General features: G+C 70.5%; 15 protein-coding genes. 14 read left to right on the forward strand and 1 reads right to left on the reverse strand.

Annotated elements, in window-relative coordinates; translation table 11 throughout:
* Window positions 1-98: 98 nt before the first annotated feature.
* From HF024_RS04480 to msuE, 14 genes are all read left to right on the forward strand, one after another.
* On the forward strand, window positions 99-1457 hold the full coding sequence (locus HF024_RS04480; RefSeq protein ID WP_168688792.1) for a sensor histidine kinase: 1359 nt from the start codon (window positions 99-101) through the stop codon (window positions 1455-1457).
* Complete coding sequence (locus tag HF024_RS04485; RefSeq protein WP_168688793.1) at window positions 1454-2668, forward strand: hypothetical protein; 1215 nt, start codon at window positions 1454-1456, stop codon at window positions 2666-2668. The genes HF024_RS04480 and HF024_RS04485 overlap by 4 nt, the downstream gene beginning before the upstream one ends.
* Entirely contained in the window at window positions 2665-3339 is a 675-nt protein-coding gene (locus HF024_RS04490) for a response regulator (protein WP_168688794.1), read from the forward strand. Before HF024_RS04485 ends, HF024_RS04490 begins: the two co-directional genes overlap by 4 nt.
* 30 nt (window positions 3340-3369) lie before the next feature.
* Complete coding sequence (locus tag HF024_RS04495; protein ID WP_085369245.1) at window positions 3370-4041, forward strand: thymidine kinase; 672 nt, start codon at window positions 3370-3372, stop codon at window positions 4039-4041.
* A 39-nt stretch (window positions 4042-4080) separates the two neighbouring features.
* The gene (locus HF024_RS04500) at window positions 4081-5388 is read left to right on the forward strand and encodes a UDP-glucose/GDP-mannose dehydrogenase family protein (RefSeq protein ID WP_168688795.1); all 1308 of its coding nucleotides are present in this window, start codon (window positions 4081-4083) and stop codon (window positions 5386-5388) included.
* A gap of 76 nt (window positions 5389-5464) precedes the next feature.
* Window positions 5465-7321 carry a DUF4012 domain-containing protein gene (locus HF024_RS04505; RefSeq protein ID WP_168688796.1) on the forward strand — a complete coding sequence of 619 codons (1857 nt, stop codon included), beginning with the start codon at window positions 5465-5467 and terminating at the stop codon, window positions 7319-7321.
* A gap of 58 nt (window positions 7322-7379) precedes the next feature.
* Window positions 7380-7913 (forward strand): hypothetical protein, encoded by a 534-nt coding sequence (locus tag HF024_RS04510; RefSeq protein ID WP_168688797.1) that lies wholly within the window; start codon window positions 7380-7382, stop codon window positions 7911-7913.
* A 110-nt stretch (window positions 7914-8023) separates the two neighbouring features.
* Window positions 8024-9061, forward strand: a complete 1038-nt coding sequence (locus HF024_RS04515) for an LLM class flavin-dependent oxidoreductase (RefSeq protein ID WP_168688798.1) — start codon at window positions 8024-8026, stop codon at window positions 9059-9061.
* Window positions 9062-9204: 143 nt separating this feature from the next.
* Window positions 9205-10842: an ABC transporter substrate-binding protein gene (locus tag HF024_RS04520; RefSeq protein WP_168688799.1), complete on the forward strand. Its 1638-nt coding sequence runs from the start codon at window positions 9205-9207 to the stop codon at window positions 10840-10842.
* Entirely contained in the window at window positions 10820-11860 is a 1041-nt protein-coding gene (locus HF024_RS04525; RefSeq protein ID WP_085369239.1) for an ABC transporter permease, read from the forward strand. The genes HF024_RS04520 and HF024_RS04525 overlap by 23 nt, the downstream gene beginning before the upstream one ends.
* Window positions 11857-12738, forward strand: a complete 882-nt coding sequence (locus HF024_RS04530) for an ABC transporter permease (protein ID WP_168688800.1) — start codon at window positions 11857-11859, stop codon at window positions 12736-12738. Before HF024_RS04525 ends, HF024_RS04530 begins: the two co-directional genes overlap by 4 nt.
* The gene (locus HF024_RS04535; RefSeq protein WP_168688801.1) at window positions 12738-14498 is read left to right on the forward strand and encodes an ABC transporter ATP-binding protein; all 1761 of its coding nucleotides are present in this window, start codon (window positions 12738-12740) and stop codon (window positions 14496-14498) included. Before HF024_RS04530 ends, HF024_RS04535 begins: the two co-directional genes overlap by 1 nt.
* Before the next feature lie 5 nt (window positions 14499-14503).
* Window positions 14504-15928 carry an LLM class flavin-dependent oxidoreductase gene (locus HF024_RS04540; RefSeq protein WP_168688802.1) on the forward strand — a complete coding sequence of 475 codons (1425 nt, stop codon included), beginning with the start codon at window positions 14504-14506 and terminating at the stop codon, window positions 15926-15928.
* Window positions 15928-16527, forward strand: coding sequence for an FMN reductase (gene msuE, locus HF024_RS04545; protein ID WP_168688803.1), 600 nt, complete (start codon window positions 15928-15930; stop codon window positions 16525-16527). The genes HF024_RS04540 and msuE overlap by 1 nt, the downstream gene beginning before the upstream one ends.
* A 79-nt stretch (window positions 16528-16606) precedes the next feature.
* Here msuE and HF024_RS04550 read toward each other — a convergent pair whose 3' ends face one another.
* A complete protein-coding gene (locus tag HF024_RS04550; RefSeq protein ID WP_168688804.1) occupies window positions 16607-17281 on the reverse strand; it encodes a helix-turn-helix domain-containing protein in 675 nt (224 codons plus the stop codon).
* Window positions 17282-17314 lie beyond the last annotated feature (33 nt).

Consider the following 17314-nt stretch of genomic DNA (forward strand, 5'->3'; position numbering starts at 1 on the left):
GGGGTACATCGTTTGGACATTGGGGTACACACGGGATGGCGGAGGTGACATAATCCCCCTGAGGCTCAGGCGGAGGCTCAGGACACGAGGGGGTGGAGATGTCGCTCGGGCTACCGAGTCATCTCGCGCGGGTCGCCAACTCGCGGGCGCTCGCCACTGCTGCGCGCTGGGCGGGACTGGTGTGCCTGGCGTCCGCGTTCGTGAACGTGACCGTCGCCGGGTTCGGGGCGGCCGGAGCGTTCTCGTGGGTCGGCCTGCTGGTGCTGCTGCCGATGGTGGGGCTGCTGGTGCTGCTGGCGCGGGGGAGGACGCTCGCGCTGACCGTCGCCTACCTCGTGGTCGGGGCGCTGTCCACGTACGTCTACGTGCTGATCCTCCTGACGACCACGCCCAGCTACACGGACACCAACTTGTTCGTGGTGGCACTGCCGGTGATCGCGATGACGCTGGTCGGCGGAGCGGGCACAGGGTCGCTCACAGGGATCCTGTGGTCGACGGTGGGGTTCGCGCTCGCCGAAGTGGCCGTGATGCTGGCCGCGTCCAACGCGGGACGGGTGTTCCGGCCGGACGCGATCTCGCTCGGCGCGTACCTGCTGTTCGTCGGGGTACTGGCCTTCGACGGGATCACCCGCGGCACGCGCAGCCGCACCCAGTCCGCGATCCACCGGTCCGTCCGGGATGCGCGGCTCATCGACCTGCGCCGCGACGTGATCGCCGAGTACGCGGCCGACCTCCACGACACGGTTCTCAGCGAGCTGCTCGCCGTGGCCGCCGCGACGCCGGGACCGCTGGCGCCGCGGCTCCGGGCGCGCATCGAAGCCGATCTCGCGTCGCTCGGCGGCGCGGTGCCGGGGGTGCCGAGGGCGGCGGGAGCGGCGGGGGCGGCTGCTCGCGACGTGGAGGGCGGTCCCGAGGCAGGGGAGCGTGGCGACGGCGCGAGCGACACGAGCGGCGCAGGTAGCGCGAGCCAGGGAGGCGACTCGCTCGCGGGCGGGGGTGGCCTCGAGGCGCATCACGCGCATCCACGGGGTGACGGCACGACCGGGGACGTGTGGCTCGGCAGCGAGTTGCACCGGGCGGTCGAGTCCGCCCGCGACGAAGGGCTGGCGGTGAGCATCTCCGGCGACCGGGATGTGATCGGCCGGCTGTCGGAGGAGCGCAGGCGGGCCGTCGGGCTGGCCGTCCGGCAGTGCCTCGTCAACGTGGTGCGGCACTCCGGGAGCGCGACCGCCGAGGTGACGCTGTCGTCGTCGGGCGACTCGGTTTCCGTCATGGTGGTGGACGAGGGGCATGGATTCGTGCCGTCGGCTGCCGCGGCGGACAGACTCGGGTTGCGGCAGTCCGTGCACGACCGGATCGGACGCGTCGGCGGCGCCGTGACCATCTACTCGAGCGAGGACGTCGGCACCACCGTGCTCATCGTCGTCCCAGCCGGCGACGAGGAGGCGGCGGGATGACCGCGCTCGACGACGCCACCATCGTGCGGCTGCGATCCGGGTCGTTCGAACGCACCCCGCAGCGGCTCGACCCGCTCGGCGTGCAATCGGCGTGGATGCTCGTCCCGCTGCTCTGCGTGGTGGCCGTCGGGTACGCCGTCTACTCCACCGTCCAGCACGCCCACCAGCTGCGCGACCCCGCGCTCGCGTACTCCGCCATCGTGCTGCTCGTCCTCGCCGGCATCGCGTTCTCCGTGCGCGCGCATCCGGCCCTCGCTCCGTTCGGACGCGGCGCGAACCTCTCCGTGATGGCGGTGACGCTGATCGCAGCCCTCGCGTTCACGGCGGCGTCGTGGGGACGCAACCTGCGCATCCAGGACGACTGGGGGCAGATCGCCGTCGCCCTGTTCCTGATCGCGATGCCGTTGTACCGGCCGATCTCCGAGGTGATGGGGGTCGCCGTCGTCTCCGCGTTCGCACTCGGGCTCTCCTCGGCGCTGCAAGGGCCCTCGCTCGCGCTGGTCACGAGTCCCGTCGTGTACTTCACCGTGTCCGCGACGCCGATCGTCGCGCTCGCGTTGGGAGGGTGCGGGTACGCCTGGACGATGACGGGCGAGACGCTGGCCTGGCGGCAGGTCGCCAAGCGCGGGCAGGCCGAGCTCGACACCGAGCTGCGCGAAACCGCCAGGCGCATGGTGGGGCAGGAGCAGATGTCCACGCTGAACGAGTCGACCGTGCCGTTCCTCGCCGACCTGCTGCGGCGTGGCGAGATCACGCAGGCGGACACCGCGGAGGCACGCGAGCTCGCCGTCCGGTTGCGCGACGGGACCGTCACCGCCGTCGACCGCACCTGGCTCGCCGAACGCCTCTCCCACGCGCTCGCCCAGCGCGGACTCGACCAGCGCACGACGCGCACCCTCCGGATGGTCGACGACCCTGAACGGCTCGACAGGGTGCTCAGTGACGAGCAGCGGGCGATCGTCGGCGCCATCATCGCGACCGTCGCGGCGCTGCCGGGGCTCGACCCGGCGTCCGTGCGCATCGTCGCGAGCAACCCGGAGCATCCGGCGTTCGAGCTGACCGCGGCGGCCGGGCAGATCCCGCGCGACCAGCGGAGGGCACTCTCCGCACTGCTCAGCTCCCTGCGCTCGGTGGCGATGGATGCGTCCATGCGCAGCCACGGCCAGCACATCACGATCCGTTTCGCCGACCCGGAAGGGGAGAACAGGTGACCAGTGCATCCGCTCCACCACCGCCGATCCGCCTGGCGCTGCTCGACGACCACGAGCTGCTGCTCGACAGCCTCTCCTCGTGGATCGAAAAGAACGCCCCCGACCTCGACCTGGTGCTGCGGGCCAGCAGCTGGCTCGAACTCGTGCACAGCGACCAATTCCCCACCGATCTGGTCATCATGGACCTGCAGCTGCGGGAGACCATCTCCATCGGCGCACGCGTGCGCACCTGCCGGGCGGCGGGGGCGAAGGTGATCGTGCTCAGCGCCGTCGACACCGCCGAAGATCGGGATGCGGCGCTCGCCGCCGGCGCCGTCGCCTACCTGAGCAAGACCCAGCCGATGTCCGAGGTGCTCGAGGCCGCCCTCAGTGCGATGGGCCGTGGCACGGACGACACGCAGAAGACCGCACAGCATGAACCGGCGTGGCGGCCGAAGCCGAGCATCCCGGAGTCCGCGCGACCGCGGCTCAGCGACGGAGAGCGGCAGGCGCTCACGCTCTATGCCGACGGCAGGACCACCTCCGAGGTCGCCAAGGCGATGAACGTGCAATACGAGACCGCGAAGACCTACCTGCGCAGGGTGAGGGAGAAGTACGGCAAGGCGGGGAGGCCCACCAGTTCCCGCGCCGATCTGATCCGGCGCGCCGCCGAGGACGGCTACCTGACCTGACGTTCGGGCGGCACCCCCTAGGATCGGTGCGTGGCAAAACTGTATTTCCGCTACGGCGCGATGAACAGCGGTAAGAGCACGGCGATGCTCCAAGCGGCCTACAACTACGAGGAGCGCGGTCATCGCGTGCTGCTCACGAAGCCGTCGATCGACACCAAGGGCGACATGGGCATCCTGTCGCGACTCGGGGTGACCCGCGACGTCGACTACCTGCTGGCGCCGGAGTCCGACGCGTACGGCAAGTTCCAGCAGCACAGGGAGCGCACGATCAAGCGGTTCGACCGCGATGTGAGCGCCCTCCTCGTCGACGAGGCGCAGTTCCTGACGGAGGCGCAGATCGACGACCTGCTCCGGATCGCGCTGCTCGAGAACATCCCGGTGCTGGCGTACGGCATCCGCACCGACTTCCAGACCGTCGCCTTCCCCGGCAGCAGGCGCCTCCTCGAGATCGCGCACACCCTCGAAGAGCTCAAGACGATCTGCCGCTGCGGCAGGAAAGCCATCTTCAACGCGCGCAAGATCGACGGGATCTTCGTCTTCGACGGCGACCAGGTCGCGATCGACGGCGCATCCGTCAGCTACGAGTCGCTCTGCGGAGCCTGCTACCTGCAGGAGAGCCAGGGCGTGCTCAACAACGGCCGCAGGCACTGGCCACTCGACGCCGCCGCGTACACTGACGAGCCCGACCCCGACTTCACCTGATCGTCCGAGCACCCGCTCCCCGGAAGAAACGACTTCAGCATGAGAATCTCCGTGATCGGCTGCGGCTATCTCGGTGCGGTGCACGCCGCCTCCATGGCACACCTCGGCCACGAGGTCGTCGGCATCGACGTCGACGAACGCAAGATCGCCCTGCTGTCCTCCGGCCAGGCGCCGTTCTTCGAGCCCGGCCTGCCCGACGTGCTCGCCTCCTCGATCGCATCCGGCCGACTGCGGTTCACCACCGACTTCGCGGCTGCGGCGGACGCCGACGTGCACTTCGTCGCGGTCGGCACCCCGCAGGTGGCCGACGGAGACGCCGCGGACATGCGCTACGTGGATGCGGCGTTCAGCACCCTGCTGAAGCACGCGAAGCCCGGGGATGTCCTCGTCGGCAAGAGCACCGTGCCCGTCGGGACGGCGGCGAGGCTGGCCGAGCAGGTCGAGTCGACCGTGCCGGGCGCGACGCTCGCGTGGAACCCGGAGTTCCTGCGAGAAGGCTTCGCCGTGAAGGACACGATCGCCCCCGACCGGCTCGTCTACGGCGTCCCGGCCGGCGAGGCGGGGGAGCGCGCAGCGCGCATCCTGGACGAGGTCTACGCCTCGGCGGTCGCCACCGGCACGCCGGTGATCGTCACCGACTACGCCACGGCCGAGCTCGTGAAGGTTTCGGCGAACGCGTTCCTGGCCACCAAGATCAGCTTCATCAACGCGATGGCGGAGATCGCGGAGGCCACAGGAGCGGACGTGACCCAGCTGGCCGACGCGATCGGCCACGACGCGCGGATCGGCCGTCGCTTCCTGAACGCCGGCGTCGGCTTCGGCGGCGGCTGCCTGCCCAAGGACATCCGGGCGTTCAGCGCCCGGGCGCGGGAGCTCGGCAAGGGGGAGGCGCTGGCCTTCCTCACCGAGGTGGACAAGATCAACCTGCGACGCCGCGACCGCGTGGTCGAGCTGGTGCGCGAGGAGGTGGGCGACCTCGAGGGAGCCCGCGTCGCGATGCTCGGGCTCGCCTTCAAGCCGCACTCGGACGACATCCGGGACTCCCCGGCGCTCGACGTGGCGATGCGGCTCGCGGAGGCGGGGGCCGTCGTGACGGCCACCGATCCTGAGGCGCTGGAGAGCGCGGCGGGCAAGGCCCCGCAACTGACGTACGCCGCGTCCGCCGAGGAGGCGGCGCGCGACGCCGACGTGGTGGTGCTGCTCACCGAGTGGCCGCAGTTCACCGGCCTCGACCCCGCTGCGATCGGCGAGCTGGTCGCGCGTCGCAGCATCATCGACGGCAGGAACTGCCTCGACCCCGCAGCCTGGCGGGACGCCGGATGGACGTACCGCGGACTCGGTCGCTGACCGCATCCGGAAATACCCCCGGTTCTGGGTGGGAAGAAACCCTCCGCAAAAAGTGAGGAATTGTTAGATTAGTCGTATGGCGACGTCTGGCAGCACCCCGTACACCCCGGCCGGGGCTCCGCCGCGCCCGCAGAAGAACCCCGCGAGGCGCAGGATGATCCTCTGGATCGTGGCCGCCGTCGTGTTCGTGCTGCTGCTCGTCGGCGCATGGGTGAGCATCCGGGGGCTGCTGGCGAAGAACGAGTTGGAGTCGGCGCTTCCCGCGGCCAAGCAGGTGCAGACCGCTGTGGTCGCCGGCGACATCGCCACGGCCAAGACCGCGGCGAAGACCCTGCGCACGCACGCGGCGGAGGCGGCCTCCCTGACCGGCGACCCCGTCTGGCGCGTCGCGGAGCTGGTGCCGCTGCTCGGCTCGAACCTCACGGCTGTGCGCGTCTCCGCCGCCTCCACCGACCAGCTCGCCTCCGAGGTGATCGACCCGCTGGTCGGGATCGCGAACCAGGTCGACCCCCGCGCGATCAAGCCGGTGGACAAGAAGATCGACCTCGCGCCGATCGCCGCAGCCAGGCCGGTGGTGGTGAAGGCGCAGCTCGCCTTCCATCACGCCAAGACCGAGGTGGACGGCATCGACACCGAGGGGACCATCCCGCAGGTGACCAGCGCGGTCGACCGGCTGCGCACCCAGCTCGGCAAGGCGGCGGCCGTCGTGGACGCGGTGGGCAACAGTGCCCGCCTGCTGCCCCCGATGCTCGGCGCGGACGGGCCGCGCACCTACCTCGTGCTCGTGCAGAACCCGGCGGAGCTGCGCGCGACCGGCGGTCTCGTCGGCGCGCTCGCCCTCATCAAGGCCGATAACGGCGCGATCTCGCTCGAGGCGCAGTCCTCCGGAACGAGCATCGGCCCGTGGCCGGCTCCGGTGTCCGCGATCCCGGCGTCCACCCAGGGGCTGTACGGCCCGCTGCTCGCCCGGTTCATCCAGGATGTGAACCTCACGCCGCACTTCCCGCTCGCGGCCACCACGGCGGCCACGATGTGGAAGGAGACCCACGGCGGGGCGGTGGACGGCGTGCTCACGATCGATCCCGTCGTGCTCACCGGGCTGCTCAAGGCGACGGGACCGGTCGCGCTGCCGACGGGCGACATGCTCACCGCGGCGGACGCCATCCCGCTGCTGCTGAGCGAGAGCTACAAGAAGTTCGCGCTGCCCGAGCAGCAGGATGCGTACTTCGCCTCGGCCGCGACCGCCGTCTTCGACAGCGTCGCCTCCGGCAAGGCGGACGGCGGCGAGCTGGTGAAGGCGCTCGCGAACGCCGGAGCGCAGCGGCGTCTGCTGGTGTGGAGCGCGCATCCGGAGGAGCAGAAGGTGCTGGCACCGACGACGCTGTCCGGCGCGCTTCCCGCATCCGACGCATCGACCGCCGGTCTCGGCGTGTACTTCAACGACGCCACCGGCGCCAAGATGGACTACTACCTCACCGCCAAGGTCGAGGCGGGCACGGCGATCTGCCGGGTGGACGGCAAGCCGACGAGCAGGGTCACCGTCACGCTCACCAACAAGGCCCCGGCCGACGCAGGCACGACGCTGCCCGACTACGTCACCGGCGCAGGGACGTACGGGGTGCCGCCCGGCAACATCCGCACGCGTGTCGCCGTGTACGGAGCGACGGACGGCCTGCTCGTCTCGACCACCAGCGACGGGGCTCCGTACGCGACCATCTCCGGCACGGACGAGAAGCGGCCGGTGAGCGTCTTCACGGTCGAGCTGGCTCCCGGGGAGTCGAAGACGGTCAGCGTCGACCTGCTGAATGTGAAGCAGACGGAGCCCGGAATGGATGTGGAAGTCACACCGACGCTGCCGCGGACGTCCCCCGATGTGGGGGCATCCGGAAAGGTGTCGGTCGTTGCCCTGGACTGCGGCACGACGGTAAAGTGAGGAAACGTCAAGTTTGACGTACCCGTGCACTGATAGGCCTCCCCGAAAGGCTCCCCGAATGTTCAAGAAAGTTCTGGCAGCGCTGATCATCGGCGCTGCGATCGCCCTCGCGGCACCAGCCGCCGCCAACGCCGTCCCGTACACCCACGGCGGCGACTGCAGCATCAGCCCCACCACCGTCGCAGCCGGTGGCACGAGCACGATGACCTGCGCGCCCGGTACGTTCAAGCCGTCCGAGGGCGTCCAGTACGTCGTCTCCGGCAAGGACGCGTCCCAGGCCACCCTCAGCTCGGACCCCACGGCCACCCCCCAGGGCGGCTCGCAGGTCGAGGTCACCGTCCCGCAGGATGCGAGCGGCGCGTACACCGTCACGGCGACCGGCTCAACGAGCCAGGCCGCCTCCGCAGTGACCGTCACGGTGCTCCCCGCCGACGCTCCCGCATCCACCACGAGCTCCAGCTCGACCGGTCTCGCCTCCACGGGCTCGACCATCGGCTGGTACTTCGCCTGGATCGGCGGAGCACTGGTGGTCGTCGGCCTGATCGTGCTCTCGCTCATCGCGGCGGCACGCCGCAGGGCGAGCCAGTCCTGATCGCAGCGGAACGGGTGCGGCTCACAACGAGGTGAGCCGCACCCTTTCTCTCGAACGGGAAACTTCCCGCCTGGGGGAATCGCAGCACCGCGGCGGCGGTTGACTTCCACGTGACCACGCCAAGCCCTGCACCAGCACCCGTCCCGCTCAACGTCCTCGATCTGGCCAACCGGCCGTACGGGGGCACGAACGCGGACGCCGTGGCGGGCAGCGTCCGGCTCGCGCAGGCCGCGGAGGAGCTGGGCTACCAGCGCTTCTGGGTGGCCGAGCACCACGGGATGCCGGCCATCGCCTCCAGCGCGCCCGCCGTGCTCATCGCGGGGATCGCGGCCGCGACCTCGCGCATCCGGGTCGGCAGCGGCGGCGTGATGCTGCCGAACCACGCGCCGCTCGTCGTCGCCGAACAGTTCGGGACGCTCCGCGCGCTCTACGGCGACCGGATCGACCTCGGCATCGGCCGCGCGCCGGGAACGGACGGGGCGACGGCGATGGCCCTCCGCCGCAGCACAGAAGGGCTCGGCGTCGACGACTTCCCGCAGCAGCTGCTCGACCTGATCGGCTTCTTCACCGGCGGCATGAGCGACGCGAACCCGCTGCACAGCATCATCGCGGTGCCCGGCCTCGGCGACGCCCCGCAGATCTGGCTGCTCGGATCGAGCGGCTTCAGCGCGCAGGTCGCCGCCGCCCTCGGGCTGCCGTTCGCGTTCGCGCACCACTTCGCCGGCGACCACACCGAGGAGGCGCTCGACCTCTACCGCTCGCGGTTCGAGCCGAGCGAATCGCTCCGGGAGCCGCACACGATGATCGCCGTCAACGTGGTCTCCGACGACGACCCCGAGGTGGTGCGCGCCCTGTCGCTCCCCGGCCAGCTGTCCTTCCTCCGGATGCGCATGGGAGCCAAGCCGCAGCCGGTCAGCGTCGAGGAGGCGCTGGCCTACGAGTTCAGCCCGCTCGAAGAGGAGTTCATCGCCGCCAGGAACGCCAGGCAGGCGGTCGGCACCCCGCAGGAGGTCAAGACTCGGCTCGAAGCGCTGCTCGCCTCCACCGGGGCCGACGAGCTGACGATCGCGTCGGGCGCTGCGACCGTGGATGGGCGCATCCGGTCGCTGGAGATCGTGCGGGACGTGCTCGGAGGCTCGGCAGGGTAGCGCTCCTCTGCGGCGCTGCGCCAGCACATGTCGACGAATGACACAGTGTTGCGCTATCCGTCGCACCGGTTGCTGCGCATCCTGAACGGCTTCTCTAGCGTGGTCGGACATCACCCGTCCGTGCACCCCCGAGGAGTCCCCCCATGCGTTCGCGCACCCTCCGCACCGCCATCGCAGCCACCGCTCTCGCGCTCTCCAGCGCCCTGGCGCTGACCGCATGCGCCGGTTCGTCCACAGCCTCCACCGGTGAGAAGGTCACCGGCGGCACCATCGTCTACGCCCACCAGCAGGAGCCGGCGTGCGTGTTCGGCGGCTGGATCGAGCAGGCATACCTCTCGTACCAGGTGCTCGACAACCTCACCTCGCTGGATGCGGACCACAAGGTCGTCCCCTGGCTCGCCACCGCCTGGAAGCAGTCGGACGACGGCCTCACCTGGACCTTCACGCTCAAGAAGGGCGTGACGTTCACCGACGGCACCCCGGTGACCGCCGCCGCCGTCGCGTACAACTTCGACTACTGGGTCAAGGGCGGCAACAGCACGGCCAAGGTCTGGCTGAACGGCTACTACTCGTCCGCGAAGGCGGTCGACGACCAGACCCTGCAGGTGAACCTCTCGAAGCCGTACCCGCGGCTGGCGGACAACCTCAGCCAGGGCTACTTCGGCATCCAGTCGCAGCACGCGCTGGAGACCCGCACCAAGGAGCAGAACTGCGAGGCGCCGATCGGCTCCGGCGCGTTCGTGGTGAAGAAGTGGAACCGCGGGCAGGACATCGTCCTCACCCGCAACGCGAACTACACGTCCTGGCCGGCCAACGCGAAGCACACGGGCCCGGCCTACGTCGACGAGGTCGACTGGAAGTTCGTGGCAGACCCGACGACGCGCGTCGCCGCGCTGCAGAGCGGGCAGGTCGACGCGATCTACGACGTGCCGGCCATCCAGTGGAAGACGCTCAAGGAGGGCGGATACCAGCTGGAGAAGTACGTCACCCCCGGCCGCCCGCAGCAGATCTCGTTCAACACGCAGAAGGGCCCGTTCACCGACGAGAAGGTGCGCCAGGCGTTCGCGTACAGCCTCGACCGCAAGCAGATCGTCGACACCATCGGCCAGGGCGTCATCCCGGTCGAGGGCAACGGCGGCGTGAGCCAGGCGACCCCGGGATACAGCGAGAAGGCCGCGAACTGGTACCACCAGGACACCGCGAAGGCGAACGCGCTGCTGGATGCGGCCGGCTGGTCGCAGAAGAACAGCAAGGGCGTGCGCGTCAAGGACGGCACGGCGCTCAGCGTGATCCTGCCGTACGGCGCAGGCTCGATCATCAACTCCGACGGCGCTGCCATCCTGCAGGGCGTGAAGGAGCAGGCGTCGAAGGTCGGCTTCGACGTGCAGCTCATCCCCGTGCCGCAGAGCGAGTTCTTCGCCGGGAAGTACTCGACGCCCGACGACCACGACCTGAGCGTCGGCTACTGGACCGCCGTGACCGCGGGCATCCTCTACATCAACTGGCGCCCGTCCACCGCCGACGACCCCAACTACGCCAACTCCGCCTTCTACAACGACCAGACGCTCGCGCAGTACATCCTCGACGGCAACTCCGCACCGACCGTGGATGCGCAGAACGCGTCGTACGAGAAGGCGCAGGACTACATCGCAGAGCACGCGCTCTCCATCGGCGTCTACGACAGGCTCAGCACCCTCGCCGTCTCGACGAAGCTCAAGGGCGTCTGGCAGGAGCACGCACAGGGAGGACCGACGTTCTATGACGCATACCTCACCAAGTAGCGAGACCGTCCAGGTCTCGCCGGCCGTCGCGGCCTCCTCCCCGATCGGGGAGGAGCCGCGGCGACCGCGCCGCACCAGGCGCGTGTTGTTCACGGTCGGCCGCAAGGTCGTGTCCGCCGTCGTGGTGCTCTGGGGCGCCGCCACGGTCGCGTTCTTCGCCCAGCTCGCCCTCCCCGGCGACAGGGCCACGGCCATCCTGAACATCCGGGCCGGTCAGGCGCAGCAGCGCACCCCGGCGGAGCTGGCGCAGATCAACGAGCAGTACGGCCTGCACCGTCCGGTGATCGTGCAGTACCTCGACTACCTGCGCGGCCTGCTGGCCGGTGACTTCGGCTCGTCGTACCAGCAGTACCGCCCTGTCACCGCGATCATCGGCGAACAGCTGGGCGCCACCGTGACCCTGTCGCTGACAGCGATCGTCTTCGCCTGGGTGCTGATGATCGTGTGGGTGACCGTCACCGCCGGTCGCGGCCCCCGCGTCGGCGCGCTCGGCGCCACTGTCGACGTGGTCGCGGCCGGGCTCCCCGCATACTGGCTCGGCATCATCCTGCTGCTGGTGTTCGGTCTCGGCCTGCGCTGGTTCCCGATCATCGGCGGCACCGGCGTGAACGGGCTGATCCTGCCCGCGCTGACCCTCGCCATCCCGCTCGCCGGGTTCATGGCGCAGAGCACGAGGGCCGAGTTCGAACGGGCGCTCGAACAGCCGTTCGTGCTGTCGGCCAGGATGCGCGGGATGGGCGAGTGGGGCATCCGGTTGCGGCACGTTCTGCGGCACGCGGTCATCCCCGCGATCACGCTCTCCGGCTGGGCGCTCGGTGCGACGCTGTCCGGCGCCGTCATCGTCGAGTCGATCTTCTCCCGGCCGGGCATCGGCTCGGTGCTCGTCGGGGCCGTGAACAACCAGGACCTGCCCGTCGTGGTCGGCATCGTCACGCTCGTGGCCGTCGTCTACGTCGTGGCGAACCTGCTCGTGGACATCGTCTACACCATCATCGACCCCCGGATGGACCTGTCATGACAGCACTCGGTACCCCTTCCGTCGGCAGCGGAGACCGCGCATCCCGTGTCGGAGCGGCGGCCTCGGCCATCGCACGGCGCCCGTGGGGGCTCTATGTCGCGGTCGCCTTCGCGCTGCTCCTCGCCGTCGCCGCCTTCGCCCCGCAAGCGCTCACGGTGCACGCGCCGACCGCCATCGACTACGCATCAGCGCTCAAGCCGCCGTCGTTCGCGCACTGGTTCGGCACGGACGAGTCCGGCCGCGACCTCTACACACGCGTGGTCTGGGGCGCCAGGGAGTCGCTGCTGATCGGCCTGGGGGCCGCGGCGGTCGGCGTCGTCACCGCACTGATCCTCGGCTCGATCGCCGCGCTCGGCCCGAAGCTGGCCGCGGTCGTGGTCGACCGGTTCGTGGAGGTCATGTTCGCCTTCCCCGCCCTGCTGCTCGCGCTCCTGCTCATCGCCATCGCCGGACCGTCCGCCGCCACCGAGATCTTCGCGGTCGGCCTCGGCACGGCGCCCGGATACGCGCGCATGATCCGCGGGCAGATCCTCGGCGCCAGGAACTCCGGCTACGTCGAGGCGGCGACCGCCCTCGGGCACTCGCGCTGGCGCATCATCCGCGCGCACATCCTGCCGAACGCGCTGCGCCCGCTGGTCGCGGTGTTCGCCCTCTCCGTCGGCCAGTCGATCGTCTGGGCGTCCAGCCTGTCGTTCCTCGGCCTCGGCGTCGCCCCTCCGTCGTCGGAGTGGGGCGCCCTGCTCGACGCCGGCCGCGCGTACATCACCCAGGCCTGGTGGCTCGTGGTGGTCCCCGGGCTGGTCATCGTCGCCGTGGCGCTCGCCGCCACCACGATCGGCCGCCACCTGCAACTCCGTCTCGAGAAGGGAGAGCGCTGATGAGCGTCACCCAGGAGAGCCCGGCGACCGCGGACAGCGTGGTCGACGAACTGGACTGGCCGGCCACCAGGCTCCGCGTCCAGAACCTCAGCACCGCGTTCCGCATCGACGGCGCCGTTCGCCAGGTCGTGTCCGGCGTCTCGTTCGACCTGCTGCCCGGCCAGTGCGTCGCGATCGTCGGCGAGTCCGGCTCCGGCAAGAGCGTCACCGCGCGGTCGATCGTCGGTCTCGCCGGCCGCAACGCGCTCGTCGACGCCGACGTGCTCGAGATCCACCACGAGGACGTGCGGTCGTTCACCCCGCGCCAGTGGAGGCGCATCCGGGGCAGGGACATCGGCTTCGTGCTGCAGGATGCGCTGGTCTCCCTTGACCCGCTGCGCCCGGTCGGCCAGGAGATCGCTGAGGCCCTGCGGCTGCACGGCTGGGGCGACAGGGCGGCGAGGAAGCAGCGTGTGCTCGACCTGCTCGAACGCGTTGGTGTGCCGTTCCCCGCCGTGCGGGCGCGTCAGCGGCCGGACCAGCTCTCCGGCGGGCTGCGCCAGCGCGCGCTGATCGCCTCCGCCATCGCCCTCGACCCCGACATCGTGATCGCGGACGAACCGACGACGGCGCTCGACGTCACGGTGCAGTCGCAGGTGCTCGCACAGCTCGAACGGATGAAGGCGCGCGGCGCATCGGTCATCCTGATCAGCCACGACCTGTCCGTCGTCGCGCGCCTGGCCGACCACATCCTGGTGATGCGCGGGGGAGAGGTGCTCGAGCAGGGGAGCATCGCGTCCGTGCTCGGCTCGCCGCAGCACGAGTACACGAAAGCGCTGATCGCCGCCGTTCCGAGCGAGGCGACCAGGGGCACACCGCTGAGCCCGGCGTCTCCGCCGTTCCCGGAGGTGCGGGATGCGGTCGCCGGCGCGGCTCAGGACGCTCCCGTCCCCGAGGCGCCCGTGCTCCAGGCCACCGAGTTGGTCAAGCGGTTCCACACGGCGGACGGCACGGTCACCCGCGCCGTCGACGGCGTCTCGTTCGCGCTCGCAGCGGGGGAGACCCTCGGCATCGTCGGGGAGTCCGGCTCCGGCAAGAGCACGACGGCCAGGCTCGCCCTCGGGCTCGAAAGCCTCGACGGGGGAGACGTGCGCCTGCTCGGTCAGGCGTGGTCGAGTCTGAGCGAGCGCAAGCGCCGCACGCTCCGGCCTCGCATCTCCGTGGTCTACCAGGACCCGCTGAGCTCGTTCGATCCGCGCTGGAACGTCGAGCGCATCCTGCTGGACGCCCTCCGCGGCGAGCGGTTCGCCGACGCCGCGGCGAGGAAGGCGCGCGTGGTCGAACTGCTGCGGCAGGTCGGGCTCACCGCCGACGTGCTCGGCCGGTTCCCGCTACGCCTCTCCGGCGGCCAGCGGCAGAGGGTCGCCATCGCCCGCGCGCTCGCGCCCCGCCCGGCCGTGATCGTGCTCGACGAGGCCGTCTCCGCACTGGATGTGACCATCCAGGCGCAGATCCTCGACCTGCTGGTCGCCCTGCAGCGCGAGTCCGGCGTCGCGTACCTGTTCATCTCGCACGACCTCGGCGTGATCAGCCACCTGAGCGACCGCGTTCTCGTGATGAAGGACGGCGTGGTGGTCGAGCAGGGGAAACCTGACGACATATTCCTGCGCCCCCAGCACCCGTACACGCGAGACTTGATCGCAGCGATCCCCGAATTCGACCCGGCATCGTTCACCGGGCGGCAGAACGACAGCGCGCGCGTCGCGCAGGAAGGCGCCTGAGACCCATGCCAGAGCGCAAACAGCTGTTCCTCAATCTGTTCGAGATGGCCTGCGTGAGCCACATCACCCACGGGCTCTGGCCGCTGCCCGGCAACAACAGGGAGCGCTTCGCCGACCTCGACTACTGGACGGAGCTCGCCCAGATCCTGGAGCACGGCGGCTTCGACGGCGTCTTCCTCGCCGACGTGATCGGCGCGTACGACGTCTTCCGCGGCGGCCCGGAGACGGCGCTGCGCGAGGGCCTGCAGAGCCCCAACATCGACCCGCTGCTCGTGATCCCCGCGATGGCCGCCGTCACCAAGCGCCTCGGCTTCGGGGTGACCTTCTCGACCACCTACGAGCCGCCGTTCGCGTTCGCCAGGCGCATGTCCACCCTCGACCACCTCACCAAGGGGCGGGTCGGCTGGAACGTCGTCACCTCCTACCTGCCGAACGCCGCGCACAACTTCGGGCTCGACGGCGAGGTGCCGCACGACCTGCGCTACCAGTACGCCGACGAATACGTGGATGTGCTCTACAAGCTCTGGGAGGGGTCGTGGGACGACGACGCGGTGGTCGCCGACCGCGAGCGCCGCATCTTCACCGACCCGTCGAAGGTGCGATACATCGACCACGTCGGGGACCGGTTCAAGGTCGCAGGACCGCACATCGTGCATCCCTCTCCCCAGCGGACGCCCGTGATGTTCCAGGCGACCGGTTCGCCGGCCGGCATCGAGTTCGCCGGCCGCCACGCGGAGGTCGTCTTCACCGGCGGTCGCACCAGCGAGGAGTTCCGCCGCAACGCCGACGGGATGCGCGACGCTGCGGAGCGCCACGGCCGGGGCAGGGACGCGGTCAAGTTCATCGCGATGGCCGGCGTGATCGTCGGGCGCACGGAGGAGGAGGCCGCGGACAAGTGGCGGCTCTACCAGCAGCACTCGAGCCTCGACGGCATCCTCGCCCACAGCAGCCTGCCCGTCGACCTCACCGCGTTCCCGCGCGACATCACCGTGCGCGAGGCGCTGCTGCGGGCCGAGTTCCCGGCAGAGCGCGTCCCGTTCCTCCCGCTGGACAAGACGGTCGGCCAGGCGCTCGACTTCATCGGAGGCAACCGCGACGACCGCTTCCTGGTGGTCGGCACGGCCAAAACGGTGGCGGACGAGATCGAACGCTGGCTCGACGAGGACGGCCTCGACGGCATCAACCTCCGCCAGTACCACTCGTTCGACACCGCCCGCGATTTCGCCGAACTGGTCGTGCCAGAGCTGCGCAAGCGCGGCCGTCTGCCCGAGGAGGGGTCGCATCCCGGGACGCTGCGCGAGCGGCTGTTCGGCGCGGGCAACAGCCGCCTGCCGGACGGCCACATCGGAGCCCGCTACCGCGGAGGAGCGAACCTGGACAACCCGGTCGCACCGCTGCAGCTCGGCACAGCGAACGTCGGGTCGTTCTGATGGCGGACGAGCGCAGGATCTCGGTGGTCGGCGTCAGCGGCAGCCCGACGCATCCCTCGCGCACGACGGTGCTCGTGCGGGAGGTGACGGAGGCGTTCGCCGCCGCGGTGGGAGGCACGGCCACCACGGTCGAGCTGGCCCCGCTGCTCGGCCAGCTGAGCCTCGGCCCGTTTCGCAACAGCCTCGGCGCCGACGCGATCGCAGCGCTCGAAGCGGTCGAGGCGGCCGACATCGTGGTCGTTGGCTCCCCGGCGTACCGGGCGACGTACACCGGCCTGTTCAAACTGTTCTTCGACCACGTCGGGCAGTATGCGCTGGTCGACAAGCCGATCGTGCTCACCGCCACCGGCGGCAGCGAACGCCACGCGCTCCTGGTGGAGCACCAGATGCGGCCGCTGTTCGGCTTCTTCCAGTCGCTCACCCTGCCCCTCGGCATCTACGCGAGCGAGCGCGACTTCACCGACTACGCCGTCTCGTCCGACGACCTGCGCGCCAGGATCGACACCTCCATCGCCAGGACGCTGCCGTACATCCGCACCCACATCGACCCGCACGCGGAGGAGCTGACGGTCGACTTCGCCCGCCCCGACGCGTTCTAGGCGCGCCCCGCGCCGCACGAGATACCAGCAACTGCGCCCGAATGCGCCGAATCCGGCGCAGTTACTGGCATCTCGTCATCTACCGGAACGCCGCCGCGATCCGTCCTGCCGCGGCGACGAGCACGTCGGCCACGTGCTCCTCATCCAGTGGATGCGGCAGGTAAAGCACCGCGATCGCGGCCGACCTGCCGTGCGGGAGGGCGAGAGGGACCGCGATCGAGTACAGCCCGGGCAGCACCTCGTCGTGGCTGCGCTCGAAGCGCTGCGGAGGGAACTCGTCCGGGTGCAGCAGCGAGCGGATGACGCGCCCCGGCGCACCCTGCCCGATCGCGTGACGGCTGCCCGGCCGCTGCGCCACCGTGGTCTCCGCGTGCCGCGGCTCGGCGCTGGTCAGCGTGACGGCGACCTCGCCGTCGAAGCTGACCAGGAACGCGGTCATCCCGAGCTCGTCCGCCACAGCGGCCAGCTCGGGGGCCGCCGCCGTCTGCAGGCTCCTGGCCGCACCGCGCGCGAGTGACGCCAGCCGCGCGCCGAGTTCGAGCTCGCCGGACGGCGACCGCTCCACGAAGCCGTGTTGCTCGAGCGTCTTCACCAGCCGGTACGCCATCGAGCGATGGATGCCCAGGCGGTTCGCGAGCTCCGGCACGCTCAGCGACGCTCCGTCCTCACCGATCATGGCGAGGGCGCTGAGGCCGCGGGCGAGAGTCTGTGATCCGCCCTCGGCCTGCGACTGTGCACCCTCGGTGTTCGACATCCGGATCCCTTCGTTGCGCGTGTTCGCGCGTGC

It is taken from the genome of Leifsonia sp. PS1209 (assembly GCF_012317045.1).
Lineage (GTDB): Bacteria > Actinomycetota > Actinomycetes > Actinomycetales > Microbacteriaceae > Leifsonia.

Coding starts and splice junctions, on each gene's coding strand:
- HF024_RS04480 (WP_168688792.1), top strand. CDS start 99: ATGTCGCTCGGGCTACCGAGTCATCTCGCGCGGGTCGCCAACTCGCGG.
- HF024_RS04485 (WP_168688793.1), top strand. CDS start 1,454: ATGACCGCGCTCGACGACGCCACCATCGTGCGGCTGCGATCCGGGTCG.
- HF024_RS04500 (WP_168688795.1), top strand. CDS start 4,081: ATGAGAATCTCCGTGATCGGCTGCGGCTATCTCGGTGCGGTGCACGCC.
- HF024_RS04505 (WP_168688796.1), top strand. CDS start 5,465: ATGGCGACGTCTGGCAGCACCCCGTACACCCCGGCCGGGGCTCCGCCG.
- HF024_RS04510 (WP_168688797.1), top strand. CDS start 7,380: ATGTTCAAGAAAGTTCTGGCAGCGCTGATCATCGGCGCTGCGATCGCC.
- HF024_RS04520 (WP_168688799.1), top strand. CDS start 9,205: ATGCGTTCGCGCACCCTCCGCACCGCCATCGCAGCCACCGCTCTCGCG.
- HF024_RS04525 (WP_085369239.1), top strand. CDS start 10,820: ATGACGCATACCTCACCAAGTAGCGAGACCGTCCAGGTCTCGCCGGCC.
- HF024_RS04530 (WP_168688800.1), top strand. CDS start 11,857: ATGACAGCACTCGGTACCCCTTCCGTCGGCAGCGGAGACCGCGCATCC.
- HF024_RS04535 (WP_168688801.1), top strand. CDS start 12,738: ATGAGCGTCACCCAGGAGAGCCCGGCGACCGCGGACAGCGTGGTCGAC.
- HF024_RS04540 (WP_168688802.1), top strand. CDS start 14,504: ATGCCAGAGCGCAAACAGCTGTTCCTCAATCTGTTCGAGATGGCCTGC.
- msuE (WP_168688803.1), top strand. CDS start 15,928: ATGGCGGACGAGCGCAGGATCTCGGTGGTCGGCGTCAGCGGCAGCCCG.
- HF024_RS04550 (WP_168688804.1), bottom strand. CDS start 17,281: ATGTCGAACACCGAGGGTGCACAGTCGCAGGCCGAGGGCGGATCACAG.